We start from the raw sequence: 16,312 nt of genomic DNA, 5'->3' as shown, positions 1-16,312 counted from the left end.
GGGACGGCCCGCTCCGAGCGACCCGGTACCCGCGCGGCGGCCGACGGGCGCGGAGATCGGGGTCAGTGGCCGGCCGCCATCTCCTCGCCCGCCTCCATGGGGTGGGTGACGTCCCGCGCCTGCCCGCCGCGGCCGAGGTGGTTGAAGACCAGGTTGAGCAGTACCGCGGCCACGCAGCCCGTGGAGATGCCCGAGTCGAGGACGATCCGTACGGTCTGCGGGAAGGCGTGGTAGAAGTCCGGAGCGGTGATCGGGATGATGCCGACGGCGAGGGACACGGCCACGATCAGTACGTTGTTGTCCCTGTCCAGGCCGGCCCTGGCCAGCGTCTGGATGCCGCTCGCGGCCACCGAGCCGAACAGCACCACGCCCGCGCCGCCGAGCACCGGGGGCGGTACGACGGCGATGAGCGAGGCGGCCATCGGGCACAGGCCCATCAGGACCAGGAAGCCACCGCCCGCGGCGACCACGAACCGGCTGCGTACACGGGTCATCGCGACCAGCCCGATGTTCTGTGCGAAGGCGCTGCACATGAACCCGTTGAACAGCGGGCTGATCGCCGTGCCGAGCGTGTCGGCGCGCAGTCCGGCCGCGATGGTCCGCTCGTCCGCGGGCCGTTCGACGATCTCGCCGAGCGCCAGCATGTCCGCGGTCGACTCCGTCATCGACACCACCATGACCACGCACATGGACAGGATCGCGGCGAGGTGGAACTGCGGTGCCCCGAAGTGGAAGGGGGTCGGGAAGCCGACCACGTCCGCGTCGGCGACCGGGGCGAAGTCGGTGACACCGAACGGGATCGCGACGAGCGTCCCGGCGATCAGGCCGAGCAGGACCGCGATCTGTTTGACGAAGCCACGGGTGAAGCGGCGCAGCAGCAGCACGATCACGAGGGTCGCGGCCGCGAGGCCCAGGTACTTCACCGAACCGTAGTCGTGGGCGGCCGGGTCGGGACCCTGCGCCCAGCCGAAGGCGACGGGCAGCAGTGACACGCCGATGAGCGTGATGACCGACCCGGTGACGACGGGCGGGAAGAAGCGGACCGCCTTGCAGAAGAAGGGCGCGGCCAGGAAACCGAGGACTCCGGCGACCATCACGGCGCCGAAGATGACCGGCAGGGCGTCGGACCTGTCATGGCTCGCGGCGACGATCGCGGTCATGGGGGCGACCCCGGCGAAGGTGACGCCGTTGACGAAGGGCAGCCGGGCGCCGATCTTCCAGAACCCGATGGTCTGCAGGAAAGTGGCGAGGCCCGCGGTGAACAGGCAGGCGCCGGTGAGGAAGGCGAGGTCGGTGCCGGACAGGCCCGCGGCGGCGCCGACGATCAGGGGCGGGGCGACGACCCCCGCGTACATGGCGGCCACGTGTTGCAGGCCGCTGGTCGCCAGCTTGAGGGCGGGGAGTTTCGCGTCGACTGGGTGGGGTGCGGCAACGGGGTTCGCGGACACGGCGGCTCTCCTCCGGTCGGTTGCACGTCTGCTCTGACGTGGGTGTCAAGGAGGTGGGGTGTGCGGTTGTGCGGGTACCTCGCGCCGCGGCCGGGCCGGACGGTGGGAGGGTACCCGGAACGGGCCCGTTTTGGGGAACGGTGACCGTTCCGGGGCGCGCGGGTCGGCCGCGCGCCCCGGTGACGGCCGCCGTGGAGCCCCCTGGGATCCACGGCCGCCGACCGGGAGCCGTCCCTCCCGGCCGGAGCTTCAGCTGGTCAGTCCTGCGCGGCGAGCCGCGCCAGGCGCTGGGCCTCGGCCCTGGTGGACCGGGCGACGGCGTCCTCGTCGACGTGCAGCAGCCGCCCGTCCGCGACGATCTGCCGACCGTTCACGAACGACGCCGTGACCGGCGCCGCCGCCCCGAGCACCAGCGCGGCCACCGGGTCCGCGATGGACGCGTGGGCCAGCGTGCCGAGGTTCCACAGCACCAGGTCGGCCAGCTTGCCCGGTTCCAGCGAGCCGATCTCGGCCGCCCGGCCCAGCACCCGGGCGCCGCCGAACGTGCCGAGTCTGAGCGCCTGGCGGGCGGTCAGAGCGGCCTCGCGGTAGGCGCCGAGACGGTTGATCAGCAGGGCGTTGCGCAGTTCGGTGTGGAGTTCGCCGGACTCGTTGGACGCCGTGCCGTCGACGCCGAGGCCGACCGGGACGCCGGCCGCGAGCAGGTCGGGTACGCGCGCGATACCGGCGGCGAGCCGGGCGTTGGAGGAGGGGCAGTGGGCCACGCCGGTCCCGGTGCGGGCGAAGGCGGCGATGTCGGAGTCGTTCATGTGGACGCAGTGCGCCATCCACACGTCCTCGCCGAGCCAGCCCGTGGACTCGAAGTAGTCGGTCGGGCCCATCCCGAACAGTTCGTGGCAGAACTTCTCCTCCTCGACCGTCTCCGAGCCGTGGGTGTGCAGTCGTACTCCGAGCCGACGGGCCAACTCGCCGCCCGCACGCAGGAGTTCGGTGGAAACGGAGAAGGGCGAGCAGGGCGCGACGGCGATCTGGGTCATGGCGTCGAAGGAGGCGTCGTGGTGCCGGCGGACGGTCTCCTCGGTCGCGGCGAGGGCGCCCTCCAGGGTCTCGACGGCGAAGTCCGGCGGCAGCCCGCCGTCCTTGCGGCTGCGGTCCATCGAGCCGCGGGCGAGGGTGAACCGGACGCCGGTCTCGTGGGCGGCGCGGATGATCGCGCCGGACAGGTCGCCGGAGCCCCGCGGATAGACGTAGTGGTGGTCCATGGCGCAGGTCACGCCGCCGCGGGCCATCATCGCGAGCGAGCCCTGCGCCGCCGCGTACACCATCGGTTCGTCGATGCGTGCCCAGGTCGGGTACAGCGCGACCAGCCAGTCGAAGAGGTTGTGGTCCGTGGCCAGGCCCCGGGTGATCCACTGGTAGAAGTGGTGGTGGGTGTTGACCAGGCCGGGGGTCACCAGGTGGCCGGTGGCGTCGATACGGCGTACGACGTCCGTCAGTCCCCCGGGGGCCCGGCCCGCGCCGACCGCCTCGATGCGGTTGCCGGCGAGGACGACGTGTCCGTCCGCGTACTCGGTGTCGTCGGCGTCGACCGTCGCGATCGAACAGTTCTCGATGACGATGCGCTGGGCTGCTGCCATGATTCGTCCTTTGCGCTCTGTGGACCGAAGAGGTGAGGGCACGGCAGGACCCCGGGGATGTGAGTGCCGCGGCCGAGGAGCGCTGCTTGTCGGCCGCGGGTGCCGAAGACGGGTCGGTCAGAGGTTGCTGAGGTCCACCGGGATCCGCGCCTCGCGGCCCTCCCGCAGGACGGTGGCCTCGATGAGGCCGTAGGGGCGGTCGGCGGCGTAGTACACCTCGTTGTCGTTCTTCAGCCCGAAGGGCTCCAGGTCGACGAGGAAGTGGTGCTTGTTCGGCAGCGAGAAACGGATCTCGTCGATCTCGCCGCGGTGGGTGATCACGCGCGTGCCCATCTGGTAGAGCGTCTGCTGCAAGGAGAGCGAGTACGTCTCCGCGAAGGCCATGAGGAGGTGCTTCCTGGTCTCCTCGTAGGACGTCTCCCAGTCGGGCATGGGCTGCGTGTCGTCGCTCCAGCCGAACCGCCAGCGGCCGGAGACCTCGGTGGCCAGGATCCGGTCGCGGGTTTCCGGGAGGGTCGTGTACTTGTCCTTGACGTAGCCCCAGAACTCCGAGTCGGTGGAGTTCATGACGACCAGGTCCTTGAGGCCGGAGACGACCTCCCACGACGAGCCGTCGTAGGTGATCTGGGCCAGCCGGGTCTCCTGTCCCTTGCGGACGAAGGAGTGCCCGGACTCGCCCGCACCGGCGGGCCGGCCGTCGGCGCCTGCGGCCGGGATCCGCTCCCAGGCGTACTCCTCGACGCGGATCCGGGCCGTCCTGATCGGCTCCTGGCTCGTCACGAAGTGGCGGGCGAGGTGGATGCCGAACTGTTCGGCGGACTCGATGCCGTACTCCTTGGCGAACGCGAACACCGTGTTCTTGGTGGTGTCGGTCGGCAGGACGTTGGCGTTGGATCCGGAGTGGTGGACGTCGGCCATGTCGCCGCTCAGCGCCACGGAGACGCTGAGGTCCTTGATGTGGTGGGTGGCGCCGTCCCGCGTGATCCTGACGACCCGGTTCTCGGCCTTGCCGTACTGGTTCTGTCCGAGGATCACGTGCTGTCCCCGGACCGCCCGGGGGGCGGGTCGGGGGTCGGACGGGTGGGCGGGGCGGGAATTGACTGCCATGTGTCTGCTAGCTCCCTCGGTAAACGGAGTAGCCGAACGGGTTGAGCAGCAGCGGTACGTGGTAGTGCTCCCCGGCGGTCACCGCGAAGGTGACCGCCACCTCGGGGAAGAACACCGTGCCGCTGTCCCGGTTCGCGGGGGCGTCCTGCTGCGCATCGGCTTGGTTCTTCGCGCTGTTCTCGAAGTACGCCTCGACCTCGAAGCCGAGCCGTACGTGGGTGGTCCCTTCCGGCAGGGCCGGCAGGTCCTTGCACCGGCCGTCCGCGTCGGTCACGGAGCCGCCGAGCGGCCGCAGGTCCGCGTCGCGCCCGGCGCGGGCGGCGAGCCGGACGGCGACGCCCGCGGCGGGGCGGCCGACGCTGGTGTCCAGGATGTGGGTGGACACCGAACTCTGCCGCTCGGCGGCGGTGGTCGTGCTCATGGGGAAAGGTCCTCTTCGACGAGTCGGGCCAGCCGGACACGGTTGATCTTTGCCAGCTCGGCGCGGACGATCTCCCGCTCCTGCTCCGGCGTGTTGCCGATCCGTTCCCTGACCGCGTCGCGCAGTTGCCCGGCGGTCTTCCCGGTGGCGCAGACGAGGAACACCTGGCCGAACCGGTCCTGGTAGGCCAGGTTCAGTTCCAGCATCTCGGCCTTCAGCCGCGCCGAGGCGCCGGCCATGCCACGCTGCTCCCGGGCCGAGGCCGGGTCGCCGGGTCTCGGGCGGCCTATCGGCGGGTGCGCGGCCATCGCCTCCGCGAGGTCCGCGGGGGTCAGGGCGGCCGTGGCGGCGTCGCTGGCGGCGTAGAGGTCGTTGGCGGTGGCGTACGGGCGGTGGGCGAGCAGCCGGTCCGCCCACGCCGGAGCGGCGCACGCGGCCTGGAGGGCGGCGCGGGCCGTGTGCTCCGCCAGGACGTTGAACCGGGCCAGGCCCGGGGGCGTGGGAGTCGAAGTCACGGGAGCCTCCGTTGCCGGGAGCGGCTTCGTACGGATCGGGCTGCGGTCAGCTAACGCCCTGCGCCACCCGACGTCAACACTTTGTTGAAAATTCGAGGGCTCGGACCACCGCCGCCCGGCCCCCGGACGGCGCCCGCCGGCTCACCCGGGCCATGGCTCCGATCAGGTCTCTTTCTCGCGGTTGAGGTAGTTGTAGACGGTGAAGCGACTGACCCCGAGGGCGGTCGCCACGGTCTCCACCCCGTGCCGCACGGTGAAGGCGCCGCGCGCCTCCAGGACCCGTACGACCTCCTGCTTGGCCTTGCGGTCCAGGTCGGCCAGCGGCTTGCCGCGTCCGCGCTCCATGGCGGCCAGGATGTGGTCCAGCGAGTCGGCGAGCTGCGGCAGGCGTACGGCCACCACGTCGGCGCCCTCCCAGGCGAGCACGACGTCGTCGGGGCCGGCCTCGTCCGGCGGCAGCAACTGCCCGCCCATGGCGTCGACCAGCGGTTTCACCGCCGCGATGAACGGCTCGTCCCCGGTCAACTGCGCCCCTCCCCCGCCACGTTGACCTGGAGCGAGATCCGGGTGGCACCGGCGTCGAGCGTGCGGCGCAGCAGGGCGTCCACGGCCGCCAGCACGGCGTCGGCCGAACCCTCCGCCGTATTGCCGAACGGGCCGACGTCCACCGCGTCCAGCCCGGCTCCCTCGATGACCTCGCGGGCCACCAGCGCGTGCGCCGGAGCCTCGTCGAGATCGAAGGGCTCCGTCGTGAACTCCACTCGCAATCGCACTGTGCCCCCATGGCATCACTCGCCCGGCCGCTGTGGGTCGACCTTAACGGACACCCGGGCCGACAGCTCCTGGCCTTGACAACCACCCGCCCAGGGTTGCAGTCTTCCATTAAGCAGAAATCAACTTCCGCAATATGAAATTCTTGACCGGAAGGGGGCGCGGCCCCGATGGGATTCGCAGACCAGCGCTTCAACGTCAACCTGTCGATCCTCTTCACGGAACTCCCGCTCCTGGAGCGTCCCGCGGCCGCCGCCGCGGCCGGCTTCGCCGCGGTCGAGCTGTGGTGGCCCTGGGTCGACGAGCCTGCCCCCGAGCGGTCCCGGCTCGCCGCCCTGAAACAGGCGATCGACGACGCGGGCGTCCGGCTCACGGGCCTGAACTTCTACGCGGGCCGGCTCCCGGGACCGGACCGCGGGGCGCTGTCCGTGCCGGGCGAGGAGTCCGAGCGGTTCCGCGCCAACATCGACGTGGCTGCGGACTTCGCCGCCTCGCTCGGCTGCACGGCGCTCAACGCCCTGTACGGCAACCGTGTCGAAGGCGTGGGTCCGGCCGAGCAGGACACCCTGGCCCTGGAGAACCTGGTGCTCGCGGCCCGCGCCGCCGACCGGATCGGCGCGATCCTGCTGATCGAGGCGCTGAACAAACCCGAGTCACCGCTGTATCCGCTGGTCTCGGCACCGGCCGCGGTCGAGGTCGTCGACCGGGTGAACGAGGCGACGGGGCTCGGCAACGCACGCTTCCTCATGGACCTCTACCACCTGTCCATGAACGGCGAGGACCTGCCGGCGGTCATCGAGCGCCACACACCGAAGACCGGCCATGTGCAGATCGCCGACAACCCCGGCCGCGGGGCCCCGGGCACCGGCTCGCTCCCCCTGGAGGACCTCCTCGACCAAGTGCGCAAGGCCGGTTACGAGGGCTGGGTCGGCCTGGAGTACAAGCCGGGCGACCGCCCGAGCGCCGAGGCGTTCGAGTGGCTCCCGCGCGAAGCGCGCTGAACCCCGACGCCGACCCCCGACCGAGCACAGCAGTCAGAGAGGCACCCCATCATGAGCACCCAGGCCGACTCCCCCCGCGCCACCCTTCCGACGATCGCCTGGATCGGCCTCGGCATCATGGGCTCGCCCATGTCCGAGAACCTGATCAAAGCGGGGTACGACGTCACCGGCTACACCCTGGAGCAGGAGAAGCTGGACCGGCTCGGCGCCGCCGGCGGCACCGCGGCCGGCTCGATCGCCGAGGCGGTACGGGACGCCGACGTGGTCATCACCATGGTCCCGGCCTCCCCGCAGGTCGAGGCGGTCGCCTACGGACCGGACGGCATCCTGGCGCACGCACGGCCGGGCACGCTGCTGATCGACATGTCCTCGATCACCCCGCAGACCTCCGTCGACCTGGCCACGGCCGCCCGTGAGAAGGGCATCCGCGTCCTGGACGCCCCGGTCTCCGGCGGCGAGGCGGGCGCGGTCGAGGCCGTGCTGTCCATCATGGTCGGCGGTGAGCCGGCCGACTTCGAGGCCGCGAAGCCGATCTTCGAGGCGCTGGGCAGGACCATCGTGCTGTGCGGTCCGCACGGCTCCGGCCAGACCGTGAAGGCCGCCAACCAGCTGATCGTCGCCGTGAACATCCAGGCGTGCGCCGAGGCCGTGGTCTTCCTGGAGAAGTCCGGCGTGGACCTGGCGGCCGCCCTGGACGTCCTGGGCGGCGGCCTGGCCGGCTCGACCGTGCTGGCCCGCAAGAAGGACAACTTCCTGAACCGGGACTTCAAACCGGGCTTCCGCATCGATCTGCACCACAAGGACATGGGCATCGTCACGGACGCCGCGCGCACCGTCGGCGCGCCCCTGCCGGTGGGTGCGGTGGTCGCCCAGCTGGTCGCCAGCCTGCGCGCCCAGGGCGACGGCGGCCTGGACCACTCGGCGCTGCTGCGGGCCGTGGAACGCCTGTCCGGCTCCCAGGTCTGAGCCGGCCCCTGCCTCCGGGCGGCGCCGGTGCCGACATCTGTCGTGTCGCGCCCAGGCGCCGGCGCCGCCCGGAATCCAGTTCGGCGGACTGCCGACACCAGCTTCCCGCGGCCCGCGCTCCGCGACGCGTGGAGCGAGCCCCCGCGCCGCGTCCCGACGGACGGCCGGGCCGCTGTCCAGGCGTGGTCGCCGAGGACGCGGCGCGGGCGAGGCGGGGACCGCGGCGGACGTCCCCGGGGCCAGGCGAAGCCGAGGCCCGGGGACACGCGAACCAGTGCGGTGGTGAAGGACTCGGGGACCTCCTGCCCGACCGGAGGGGAGGGCGTCCCCGGTCCGTCGCGACCGCCGCGGTCCCGGCCCCACCTCCCAGGGCCGGGAGCACGGCCGCCTCCCTGGGTGGCCGCGGTCCCGGCCCCGCCGCTGAGCGAAGAGGCCCCCGATCCCGCCCGGCGGCGCGCATGTCCTGTCGCGCCCGGTCACGCGCCGCCGGGCGGCCAGCGGCTTCCCGCGGGCAGGACCGCGACGAGGGCCGGGGTACGGCCGCTGCCGTAGCCCGGCCTACGCAACCCTCAAATCAACCTCTGAGCATCGCACGCGGAGGCTTCGACGGCCCGTGCCGGCGGGCACACCACCGGCACGCGGCGCCCTCCGGCACCGGGGCGGCGGGCCCCGCACGGGGGTTTTCTCATGAGCCATACGACATCGACCGCACCGGACCCGTACGCGGTCGCCCTGCTCCGCGGCGGCGACCGCGCCGCGCTGACCGTCGCCCTCGCCGGGCTGCATCTGCGCGGCGTGGTCGAGGCCGGGCGGCCGGGCACGGTGCGCCGGACCGGGACGAAGGGGACCGTGTCCTTCCGCCACCCCTTGGAGAAGGCGGTACGCACCAGTCTCTACCGGCCGGCCGGACCACGGGAGCTGCCCGCCCGGGAGGTGGTGCGACGGGCCCTGGCCAGGATGCGGGCGGAGCTTGCGGCGCAGGGACTGCTGCGGGCGCTGCCACCGGGCCGCACCCGCGGCGCCCGCCGGTACCTGGCGGAGCTGCGGGACCACCATGCCCTCCCGGACGGCCCCGACGGCCTTTCTGAGGACGCCGTGCTGTTCGCGGTCGCGCTGTACGGCGAGCGCGCCCTGATGGCCGTCCTGCCGCGTTTCGCGCGCGAGGCCGGGCTCGTCGGCCGTGGCTCGCTCGCGGACGAGGGCCGGTTCCCCTTCGGGCGGGGCAACGACATCCGCTACTTCCGTCACGGGGTCGACGAGGGCGTCCTGGCCGACTTCGACGGGGACGACCGCGACCACGGGGGCGGCCCCGCGCACCCCGGCCACGACCACGGCGGCGGATCCCACAGCCATGACTACGGCGGCGGCTCCCACGGCCACGACTACGGCGGCGGCTGCGGAGGCGGCGGGTACGGCTGAGCGCCCGCGCAGCCGACGGCCGACGCGTGCGCCCGCGCACCCGAGGGCCGGGGCTTATCGAGGCACGCCGCGGGGGCGCCCCGTCCCCGGGCCGCCCCCGCACGCACCGGCCGGGTCAGACCTTGAGCGTCCGGATCGACGTCGGCGCGTGACCGGGCTCGGTCGCGATCTCCTCGAACTCGACGACGTTGCCGATGTCGTTGGTGCCCGACATCGAGATGTTGGTGACGCGCTCCAGGATCGCCTCGACGACCACCGGCACCCGGTGTTCGGCGGCGAGCTTCTTGGCCTGCTCGAACGCGGCGCCCAGCTCGTTCGGGTCGGTGACCCGGATCGCCTTGCAGCCGAGGCCCTCGACGACCTTGACGTGGTCGACACCGTAGACGCCGAGTTCCGGCGAGTTGATGTTCTCGAACTCCAGGTTGACCTGGAAGTCGATGTCGAAGGCGCGCTGCGCCTGCCGGATCAGGCCCAGGTAGGAGTTGTTCACCAGGACGTGCACGTACGGGATCTTGTGCTGGGCGCCGACGGCCAGTTCCTCGATCATGAACTGGAAGTCGTAGTCCCCGGAGAGGGCGACGACCGACGCCTCCGGGTCCGCCTTGGCGACACCGAGCGCCGCCGGGACGGTCCAGCCCAGCGGGCCCGCCTGACCGCAGTTGATCCAGTGCCGCGGCCGGAAGACGTGCAGCATCTGGGCGCCGGCGATCTGCGAGAGGCCGATCGTGGTGACGTACCGGGTCTCCGGTCCGAACGCCTTGTTCATCTCCTCGTAGACCCGCTGCGGCTTGATCGGGATGTCGTCGAAGTGCGTACGGCGCTGGAGCCTGGCCCGCTTCTCCTGCGCGGCGGCGGCCCAGCCGGAGCGGTCGGGCAGTCGGCCGGCCGCCTTCAGCTCCCGGGCCACCTCGACGAACAGCTCCAGGGCCGCCTTCGCGTCGGAGGCGATGCCGTAGTCCGGCGCGAAGATCTTGCCGAGCTGGGTCGGCTCCACGTCGACGTGGACGAACGTCCGGCCGGCCGTGTAGACGTCGAGCTTGCCGGTGTGGCGGTTGGCCCACCGGTTGCCGATGCCGAGGACGAAGTCCGATTCCAGGAAGGTCGCGTTGCCGTAGCGGTGCGAGGTCTGCAGGCCGACCATGCCGGCGTTCAGCTCGTGGTCGTCCGGGAGCGCACCCCAGCCCATGAGTGTGGGCACCACCGGGGTACCGGTCAACTCGGCGAATTCGACGAGGAGTTGGCAGGCGTCGGCGGTGATCACGCCGCCGCCCGCGATGATCAGGGGCCGCTCGGACGCGTTGAGCAGCGCGAGCGCCTTCTCGATCTGGGCGCGGGTCGCGGCCGGCTTGTAGACGGCCAGCGGTGCGTAGGTCTCCGGGTCGAACTCGATCTCGGTGAGCTGGACGTCGAGCGGCAGATCGATCAGGACCGGTCCTGGGCGGCCGGACCGCATCAGGTGGAACGCCTGCTGGAAGACGCCCGGGACCTGCGCGGCCTCCAGCACGGTCACCGCCATCTTGGTGACGGGCCCGGCGATGGAGGCGATGTCGACGGCCTGGAAGTCCTCCTTGTGGATCACCGCGGTCGGCGCCTGGCCGGTGATGCACAGGATCGGGACGGAGTCGCCGGTGGCCGAGTACAGACCGGTGATCATGTCGGTGCCGGCCGGGCCCGAGGTGCCGACGCAGACACCGATGTTGCCCGCGTGGGTGCGGGTGTACCCCTCGGCCATGTGCGAGGCGCCCTCGACATGGCGGGCGAGGGTGTGGGTGATGCCGCCGGATGCCTTGAGCGCCGCGTAGAAGGGGTTGATCGCCGCGCCCGGCACCCCGAAGGCGTCGGTGACGCCTTCCCGCTTGAGGATCTCAACTGCCGCGCGGGCAGCGGTCATACGAGCCATCGAGTACTCCTGCTTCGGCTGTCGGATGCGTACTCCCGTCGCGCCCTGCGGTGAGCACTGCCCTGTGGTGACGTGCGATGCCTGCGGCACCGCTTCCGCACTGACACTTCCACATTACTTCCGTATTGTGGAATTGAACTTCTACTATCTGGAATCAATGTAGGTCGGGGGGGCAAACGTCGTCAAGAGACGGACAACGGAGGTCCGACGGGAGCACGCTGGGACGGCTGTCTCGACACGACGCCCTGGAGAAGGTGGGAGAGGGCCAGGCCCGAGAGCCTCCCGGTGCGCTGTCCGGCCTGCCGGCGCGAGCACGTCCACAGCGCGCCCGCCCACCCCTGCGCCTGCGGCCTCCCGATCGCCCCCGCACCGGATCCCGGCGCCGAGCCGACGGTGATCGCCCACCCGGCCCGGGACGACCACTGGGCCACCGTGCACTGCCCGGCCTGCGGCCGCCGGGACGACCGGCCGCACCCGGAGCCGGGCCGCCCGTGCGGGACGGCACTGCGGGTCCCGGTGGCGGGCCGCGCGGCGGCGGCCGGCGACACCGAGCCCCGGGCGGCCTTCCGGCCCGCCGCCATCCGCACCGCGCGCGACGCGGTCACCGCTGCCGCGCTCTCTCTGCGCCGGCTGGGCCACCGGGACATCCGCCGCGCCGACCAGCGGTCCACGACAGGCATCAGCCTGGCCGCCCGGGGCCTGCTGGCCCAGGTCGACCCGACGGCCGGCCCGGCCTCACCACGGGACGTCGAGTGCCTGTGGCTGACGGTCATGCCGGAGTCCGCGGAGCGCGTCCACTTCTCCCTGTCCGGATACACCGACGACGCCCACGACCGCGCCGACACCCTGGGCATCCCCTTGTTCGTCCTGAAGCTCACCGGCACACCACAGCCGGTCAACACCCCTGCCGCCCGCCTGAACAACTCCCCCCGCTGACACCACACCCGGATGAACCATCAGCGGAGCCGTCCCGTTACAAGCTGGGAAAAGTCCCCAGCGGCCGTACTCCAGGCCGCAGACAATCGGAGGTCACGGCATGCCCTCAGACGCACAGGTAACCGAGCATTTGCTCCGTTTTTCGACTTCCCAACTGTCTCTGAAAGATTACACAGAACAGTACGGCATAGACCGCAGCAGCTTCCACAAGTGGACCAAGGGCACACTTCAGCCAAAAGGTCTCGCCGGGTTGACGGATACACAGAAGCAGGTCCTGGAAAGTCGCTTGACGCATATTGCAGCGCGGGCGACGCCCGAGGAGGTGACGGATTTCCTCAGAAGCTACTTGCGAACCGAGCGCATATCGCTGCAGGAATACGCCGATTTCCGGAAAAAAACCTACACCCGTGTCAGAGAGTGGGCCACGGGCAAAAAGGTCCCGGAGGGTCTCGCCGGGTTGACGCCCGGCGAGCGGGAGAAACTGGCAGCTCGGCTGATCGAAAACAGAAAGCCGAAACCGCACACGCTGACGCTGCCCAATGGGCAGCTTCCCCCCTTGGCCGATGTGCTGGCATCGCTGGAGCGGCCCCTATCACGCAACGCGACCGCCGTCCCTCCCGCCACCCAGGGCCAACCCGGTGCCCTCGGTTCCCCCGCCATGGCAGCCGCCGCGGCCAATTCCGCCCACCCCCACACACCGTCCGACACCTCCCCCTCCCGCCGTCTCCCCCCTCTGCCGCACCACGACCCGCAACCTGACTCCCTCTCCAGGTACAGCGCCGGCCGGGGACCCGGGCGCTGATGACCCGAAGCGGCCACCGCTGACCGGCGCGCGCCTGACGAAGCACGCAGACACCCCGACCCCGCGGAACACCTACGCGTACCGCTCCCGCAGTTCGACCTTGCGCACCTTCCCCGACACCGTCATGGGGAAGGAGTCGACGATCTCCAGCCGGCTCGGGATCTTGTAGTGCGCGATCCGGTCCGCGCAGAAGGCCCGCAGCTCCGCGAGGGTCGGCGGGTCGGCCGGGTCGTGCGGGACGACGCAGGCCAGCACCTCCTCGCCGTACCGCTCGTGCGGCACCCCGACGACCTGCACGTCCCTGATCTCCGGATGGGTGTACAGGAACTCCTCGACCTCGCGCGGATACACGTTCTCACCGCCCCGGATGATCATGTCCTTGATCCGGCCGACGATCTCGACGTACCCGTCCTCCCGCATCGTCGCGAGGTCCCCGGTGTGCATCCAGCGGTCCGCGTCGACGGCCTCGGCGGTCAGCTCGGGCTCGTTCCAGTAGCCGAGCATCACGCTGTAGCCGCGGGTGCACAGCTCCCCCGCCACGCCGCGTGGCCGGGTCACTCCGGTCGCCGGGTCGACGACCTTCACCTCCAGGTGCGGCAGCACCCGGCCGACCGTGCCCGTGCGGTGCTCCAGATCGTCGTCCGTCCGGGTCTGGAGGGAGACCGGGGAGGTCTCGGTCATGCCGTAGCAGATGGCGACCTGAGCCATGTGCATCTCGGCGACCACCCGCTTCATCACCTCGACCGGGCAGGGCGAGCCCGCCATGATGCCGGTGCGCAGCGTGGACAGGTCGTAGGCGGCGAAGCCGGGCAGGTTCAGCTCCGCTATGAACATGGTCGGTACGCCGTACAGCGAGGTGCAGCGCTCGCCCTGGACCGCCTCCAGCGTCGCCGCCGGGTCGAACGAGGGTGCCGGGACGACCATGCACGCGCCGTGCGAGGTGGCCGCCAGGTTCCCCATCACCATGCCGAAGCAGTGGTAGAAGGGGACCGGGATGCAGATCCGGTCCTGCTCGCTGTAGTCGATCAACTCCCCCACGAAATATCCGTTGTTGAGGATGTTGTGGTGGGAGAGCGTGGCGCCCTTCGGGAAGCCCGTCGTACCCGAGGTGTACTGGATGTTGATGGGGTCGTCGCAGGACAACTCGGATTCCCGCGCGGCGAGTTCGGCCCGCTGCCCGTCCCCCGCACGCGCGGTGAACTCCGCCCAGCTCGGGTCGTCGATGTAGACGGTCTCCCGCAACTCGGGGCAGTCGCCGCGCACTTCCCCGATCATCGCCCGGTAGTCGCTGCTCCGGTGCCGCACCGACGCGAACAGCAGTGAGACACCGGCCTGGCGCAGGACGAAGCCGACCTCGTGGGAACGGTAGGCCGGATTGATGTTCACCATGATCGCGCCGATCCTGGCAGTGGCGTACTGGACCAGCACCCACTCGGCGCAGTTGACCGCCCAGATGCCCACCCGGTCGGCCTTGGCGACCCCGCTCGCCAGCAGCGCACGGGCCAACGTGTCCACGTCCGCGGCGAATTCGGTGTACGTCCAGCGGCGGCCGGACGCCACGTCCACCAGTGCCTCACGGCCCGGCCAGGCCGCGACCGCCCGGTCCAGGTCGGCCCCGATGGTGTCGCCGAGCAGCGCGGTGCCGCTCGTCCCGTGGGCGTAGGACCACTCGCTCACCTGATGTCCTCCTCGCGGAACTCGTTCGCGGAACCGGCTGCCGTGGCCTCGCGCAGTTCGATCCGGCGGATCTTGCCGGAGACGGTCTTGGGCAGCTCGCCGAACTCCAGGCGGCGGATGCGCTTGTAGGGGGCGAGAACCTGATGGGAGTGCTCGAACAGTGCCTTCGCGGTGTCCGGTCCCGGCTCCCAGCCCTCGGCGAGCACGATGTACGCCTTCGGTACGGCCAGCCGCAGTGCGTCCGGCGCGGGCACGACGGCCGCCTCGGCCACCGCCTCGTGCTCCAGCAGCGCGCTCTCCAGCTCGAACGGGGAGATCTTGTAGTCCGAAGCCTTGAACACGTCGTCGGTGCGGCCGACGTAGGTGATGTAGCCGTCCTCGTCGCGGGAGCCGATGTCGCCGGTGCGGTAGTAGCCGCCGGCCATCGCCTCGGCCGAACGGTCCGGCTCGCCGTGGTAGCCCGCCATCAGGCCCACGGGCCGATCGGACAGGTCGAGGCAGATCTCGCCCTCCGCCACTCCGGGGGCGCCGGAGACCGGGTCGAGCAGGACGACCCGGTAGCCCGGACTGGGCCGGCCCATGGAGCCGGTCTTGAGCGGCTGGCCGGGGCTGTTGGAGACCTGTACGGCGGTCTCGGTCTGCCCGAAGCCGTCGCGGATCGTGACACCCCAGGACCGCCTGACCTGCTCGATGACCTCGGGGTTGAGCGGCTCGCCCGCGGCGGCGGCCTCCCGCGGCGGGGTGCCCAGCTGCGTCAGGTCGGACTGGATGAGCATGCGCCACACGGTCGGCGGGGCGCAGAAGGTGGTCACCCGGGCCCGTTCCATTTCGGCCATCAGCCGGGCCGGGTCGAACCGCGTGTAGTTGTGGATGAAGACGGTCGCCTCGGCGTTCCACGGGGCGAACAGATTGGACCAGGCGTGCTTGGCCCAGCCGGGCGAGGAGATGTTCAGATGCACGTCGCCCGGCCTGACGCCGATCCAGTACATGGTGGCCAGGTGCCCGATCGGGTACGAGGTGTGGGTGTGCTCGACCAGCTTGGGGCGGGCGGTCGTGCCCGAGGTGAAGTAGAGCATCAGCGGGTCGTCGGCGAGCGTCGGTCCGTCCGGGGTGAAGTCGGCGGAGGCGGCGTACGCGTCCTCGTAGCGCTGCCAGCCCGCGGGGGCGCCGCCGACCGCGACCCGCGTGTAGCGACCGGGCACGTCGGTGAACTTGCCGGTGTCGGCCGCGCGCACCAGCACGTGCCGGACCCGGCCGCGCTCGACGCGGTCGCGCAGGTCGGCCGGGCCCAGCAGCGGGGTGGCCGGGATGACCACGGCGCGCAGCTTCATCGCGGCGAGCGCGGTCTCCCACAGTTCGGCCTGGTTGCCGAGCATGACCAGGACCCGGTCCTCGGCGCGGACGCCGCGCGAGCGCAGCCAGTTCGCGACCCGGTCGGAGCGGTCGGACAGCTCGGCGAAGGACAGCCGGCGCTCGGTGCCGTCCTCCTCGACGATGTGCAGGGCGGTGCGGTCGTTGCCGTCCGCGATGACGTCGAACCAGTCGAGGGCCCAGTTGAAGCGGTCCGGGCGCGGCCACTCGAACCCCTCGTAGGCCGTGGCGTAGTCCTCGCGGTGTTCCAGCAGGAAGTCCCGTGCCCTGCGGAACAGCTCAGTCGCCGTCGTCATCTGTGCTCCCTGTTGCTCGGTCGCTCGCCACCGGGGCGCGTCGGC

Annotated in this window: 14 protein-coding genes and 1 pseudogene; 5 read left to right on the top strand and 10 right to left on the bottom strand. The window is 71.4% G+C overall.

Annotation, left to right across the window (positions count from 1 at the left end; translation table 11 throughout):
* Positions 1 to 62: 62 nt before the first annotated feature.
* From ACFC09_RS27150 to ACFC09_RS27120, 7 genes are all read right to left on the bottom strand, one after another.
* Positions 63 to 1,448 (bottom strand): nucleobase:cation symporter-2 family protein, encoded by a 1,386-nt coding sequence (locus ACFC09_RS27150; RefSeq protein ID WP_376532946.1) that lies wholly within the window; start codon positions 1,446 to 1,448, stop codon positions 63 to 65.
* A 257-nt stretch (positions 1,449 to 1,705) separates the two neighbouring features.
* Positions 1,706 to 3,085 carry an 8-oxoguanine deaminase gene (locus ACFC09_RS27145; RefSeq protein ID WP_376532945.1) on the bottom strand — a complete coding sequence of 460 codons (1,380 nt, stop codon included), beginning with the start codon at positions 3,083 to 3,085 and terminating at the stop codon, positions 1,706 to 1,708.
* A 117-nt stretch (positions 3,086 to 3,202) separates the two neighbouring features.
* Complete coding sequence (gene pucL, locus ACFC09_RS27140; RefSeq protein WP_376532944.1) at positions 3,203 to 4,192, bottom strand: factor-independent urate hydroxylase; 990 nt, start codon at positions 4,190 to 4,192, stop codon at positions 3,203 to 3,205.
* 7 nt (positions 4,193 to 4,199) lie between these two features.
* The gene (uraH, locus tag ACFC09_RS27135) at positions 4,200 to 4,613 is read right to left on the bottom strand and encodes a hydroxyisourate hydrolase (RefSeq protein ID WP_376532943.1); all 414 of its coding nucleotides are present in this window, start codon (positions 4,611 to 4,613) and stop codon (positions 4,200 to 4,202) included.
* Complete coding sequence (uraD, locus tag ACFC09_RS27130) at positions 4,610 to 5,128, bottom strand: 2-oxo-4-hydroxy-4-carboxy-5-ureidoimidazoline decarboxylase (protein WP_376532942.1); 519 nt, start codon at positions 5,126 to 5,128, stop codon at positions 4,610 to 4,612. The genes uraH and uraD overlap by 4 nt, the downstream gene beginning before the upstream one ends.
* Positions 5,129 to 5,290: 162 nt before the next feature.
* Complete coding sequence (locus tag ACFC09_RS27125) at positions 5,291 to 5,602, bottom strand: helix-turn-helix domain-containing protein (protein WP_376533011.1); 312 nt, start codon at positions 5,600 to 5,602, stop codon at positions 5,291 to 5,293.
* A 47-nt stretch (positions 5,603 to 5,649) separates the two neighbouring features.
* Positions 5,650 to 5,901, bottom strand: coding sequence for a hypothetical protein (locus tag ACFC09_RS27120; protein ID WP_376532941.1), 252 nt, complete (start codon positions 5,899 to 5,901; stop codon positions 5,650 to 5,652).
* A 168-nt stretch (positions 5,902 to 6,069) separates the two neighbouring features.
* Here ACFC09_RS27120 and ACFC09_RS27115 point away from each other — a divergent pair, with 168 nt between their 5' ends.
* From ACFC09_RS27115 to ACFC09_RS27105, 3 genes and pseudogenes are all read left to right on the top strand, one after another.
* Complete coding sequence (locus ACFC09_RS27115) at positions 6,070 to 6,900, top strand: TIM barrel protein (RefSeq protein WP_376532940.1); 831 nt, start codon at positions 6,070 to 6,072, stop codon at positions 6,898 to 6,900.
* Between the two features lie 51 nt (positions 6,901 to 6,951).
* On the top strand, positions 6,952 to 7,866 hold the full coding sequence (locus ACFC09_RS27110) for a 2-hydroxy-3-oxopropionate reductase (protein ID WP_376532939.1): 915 nt from the start codon (positions 6,952 to 6,954) through the stop codon (positions 7,864 to 7,866).
* Between the two features lie 684 nt (positions 7,867 to 8,550).
* A pseudogene (locus tag ACFC09_RS27105) lies at positions 8,551 to 9,285 on the top strand (TIGR04222 domain-containing membrane protein); the annotation flags it as partial.
* Between the two features lie 115 nt (positions 9,286 to 9,400).
* On the opposite strand, the gene gcl reads toward ACFC09_RS27105, so the two are convergent.
* Positions 9,401 to 11,185, bottom strand: a complete 1,785-nt coding sequence (gene gcl / locus ACFC09_RS27100; RefSeq protein ID WP_376532938.1) for a glyoxylate carboligase — start codon at positions 11,183 to 11,185, stop codon at positions 9,401 to 9,403.
* Positions 11,186 to 11,470: 285 nt separating this feature from the next.
* On the opposite strand from gcl, the gene ACFC09_RS27095 reads away from it, so the two are divergent.
* Both ACFC09_RS27095 and ACFC09_RS27090 read left to right on the top strand, forming a co-directional pair.
* Positions 11,471 to 12,121 (top strand): hypothetical protein, encoded by a 651-nt coding sequence (locus ACFC09_RS27095; RefSeq protein WP_376532937.1) that lies wholly within the window; start codon positions 11,471 to 11,473, stop codon positions 12,119 to 12,121.
* A gap of 100 nt (positions 12,122 to 12,221) precedes the next feature.
* Positions 12,222 to 12,923, top strand: coding sequence for a hypothetical protein (locus ACFC09_RS27090; RefSeq protein WP_376532936.1), 702 nt, complete (start codon positions 12,222 to 12,224; stop codon positions 12,921 to 12,923).
* 72 nt (positions 12,924 to 12,995) lie between these two features.
* Here ACFC09_RS27090 and ACFC09_RS27085 read toward each other — a convergent pair whose 3' ends face one another.
* Together ACFC09_RS27085 and ACFC09_RS27080 are read right to left on the bottom strand one after the other, a co-directional pair.
* Positions 12,996 to 14,600, bottom strand: a complete 1,605-nt coding sequence (locus ACFC09_RS27085) for an AMP-binding protein (RefSeq protein ID WP_376532935.1) — start codon at positions 14,598 to 14,600, stop codon at positions 12,996 to 12,998.
* Entirely contained in the window at positions 14,597 to 16,267 is a 1,671-nt protein-coding gene (locus ACFC09_RS27080) for an AMP-binding protein (protein ID WP_376532934.1), read from the bottom strand. The genes ACFC09_RS27085 and ACFC09_RS27080 overlap by 4 nt, the downstream gene beginning before the upstream one ends.
* Positions 16,268 to 16,312: the final 45 nt, after the last annotated feature.

It is taken from the genome of Streptomyces sp. NPDC056161, assembly GCF_042268025.1.
In the GTDB taxonomy this organism is placed as follows: Bacteria; Actinomycetota; Actinomycetes; order Streptomycetales; family Streptomycetaceae; genus Streptomyces.
This window is presented reverse-complemented; position numbering and strand designations above follow the sequence as displayed.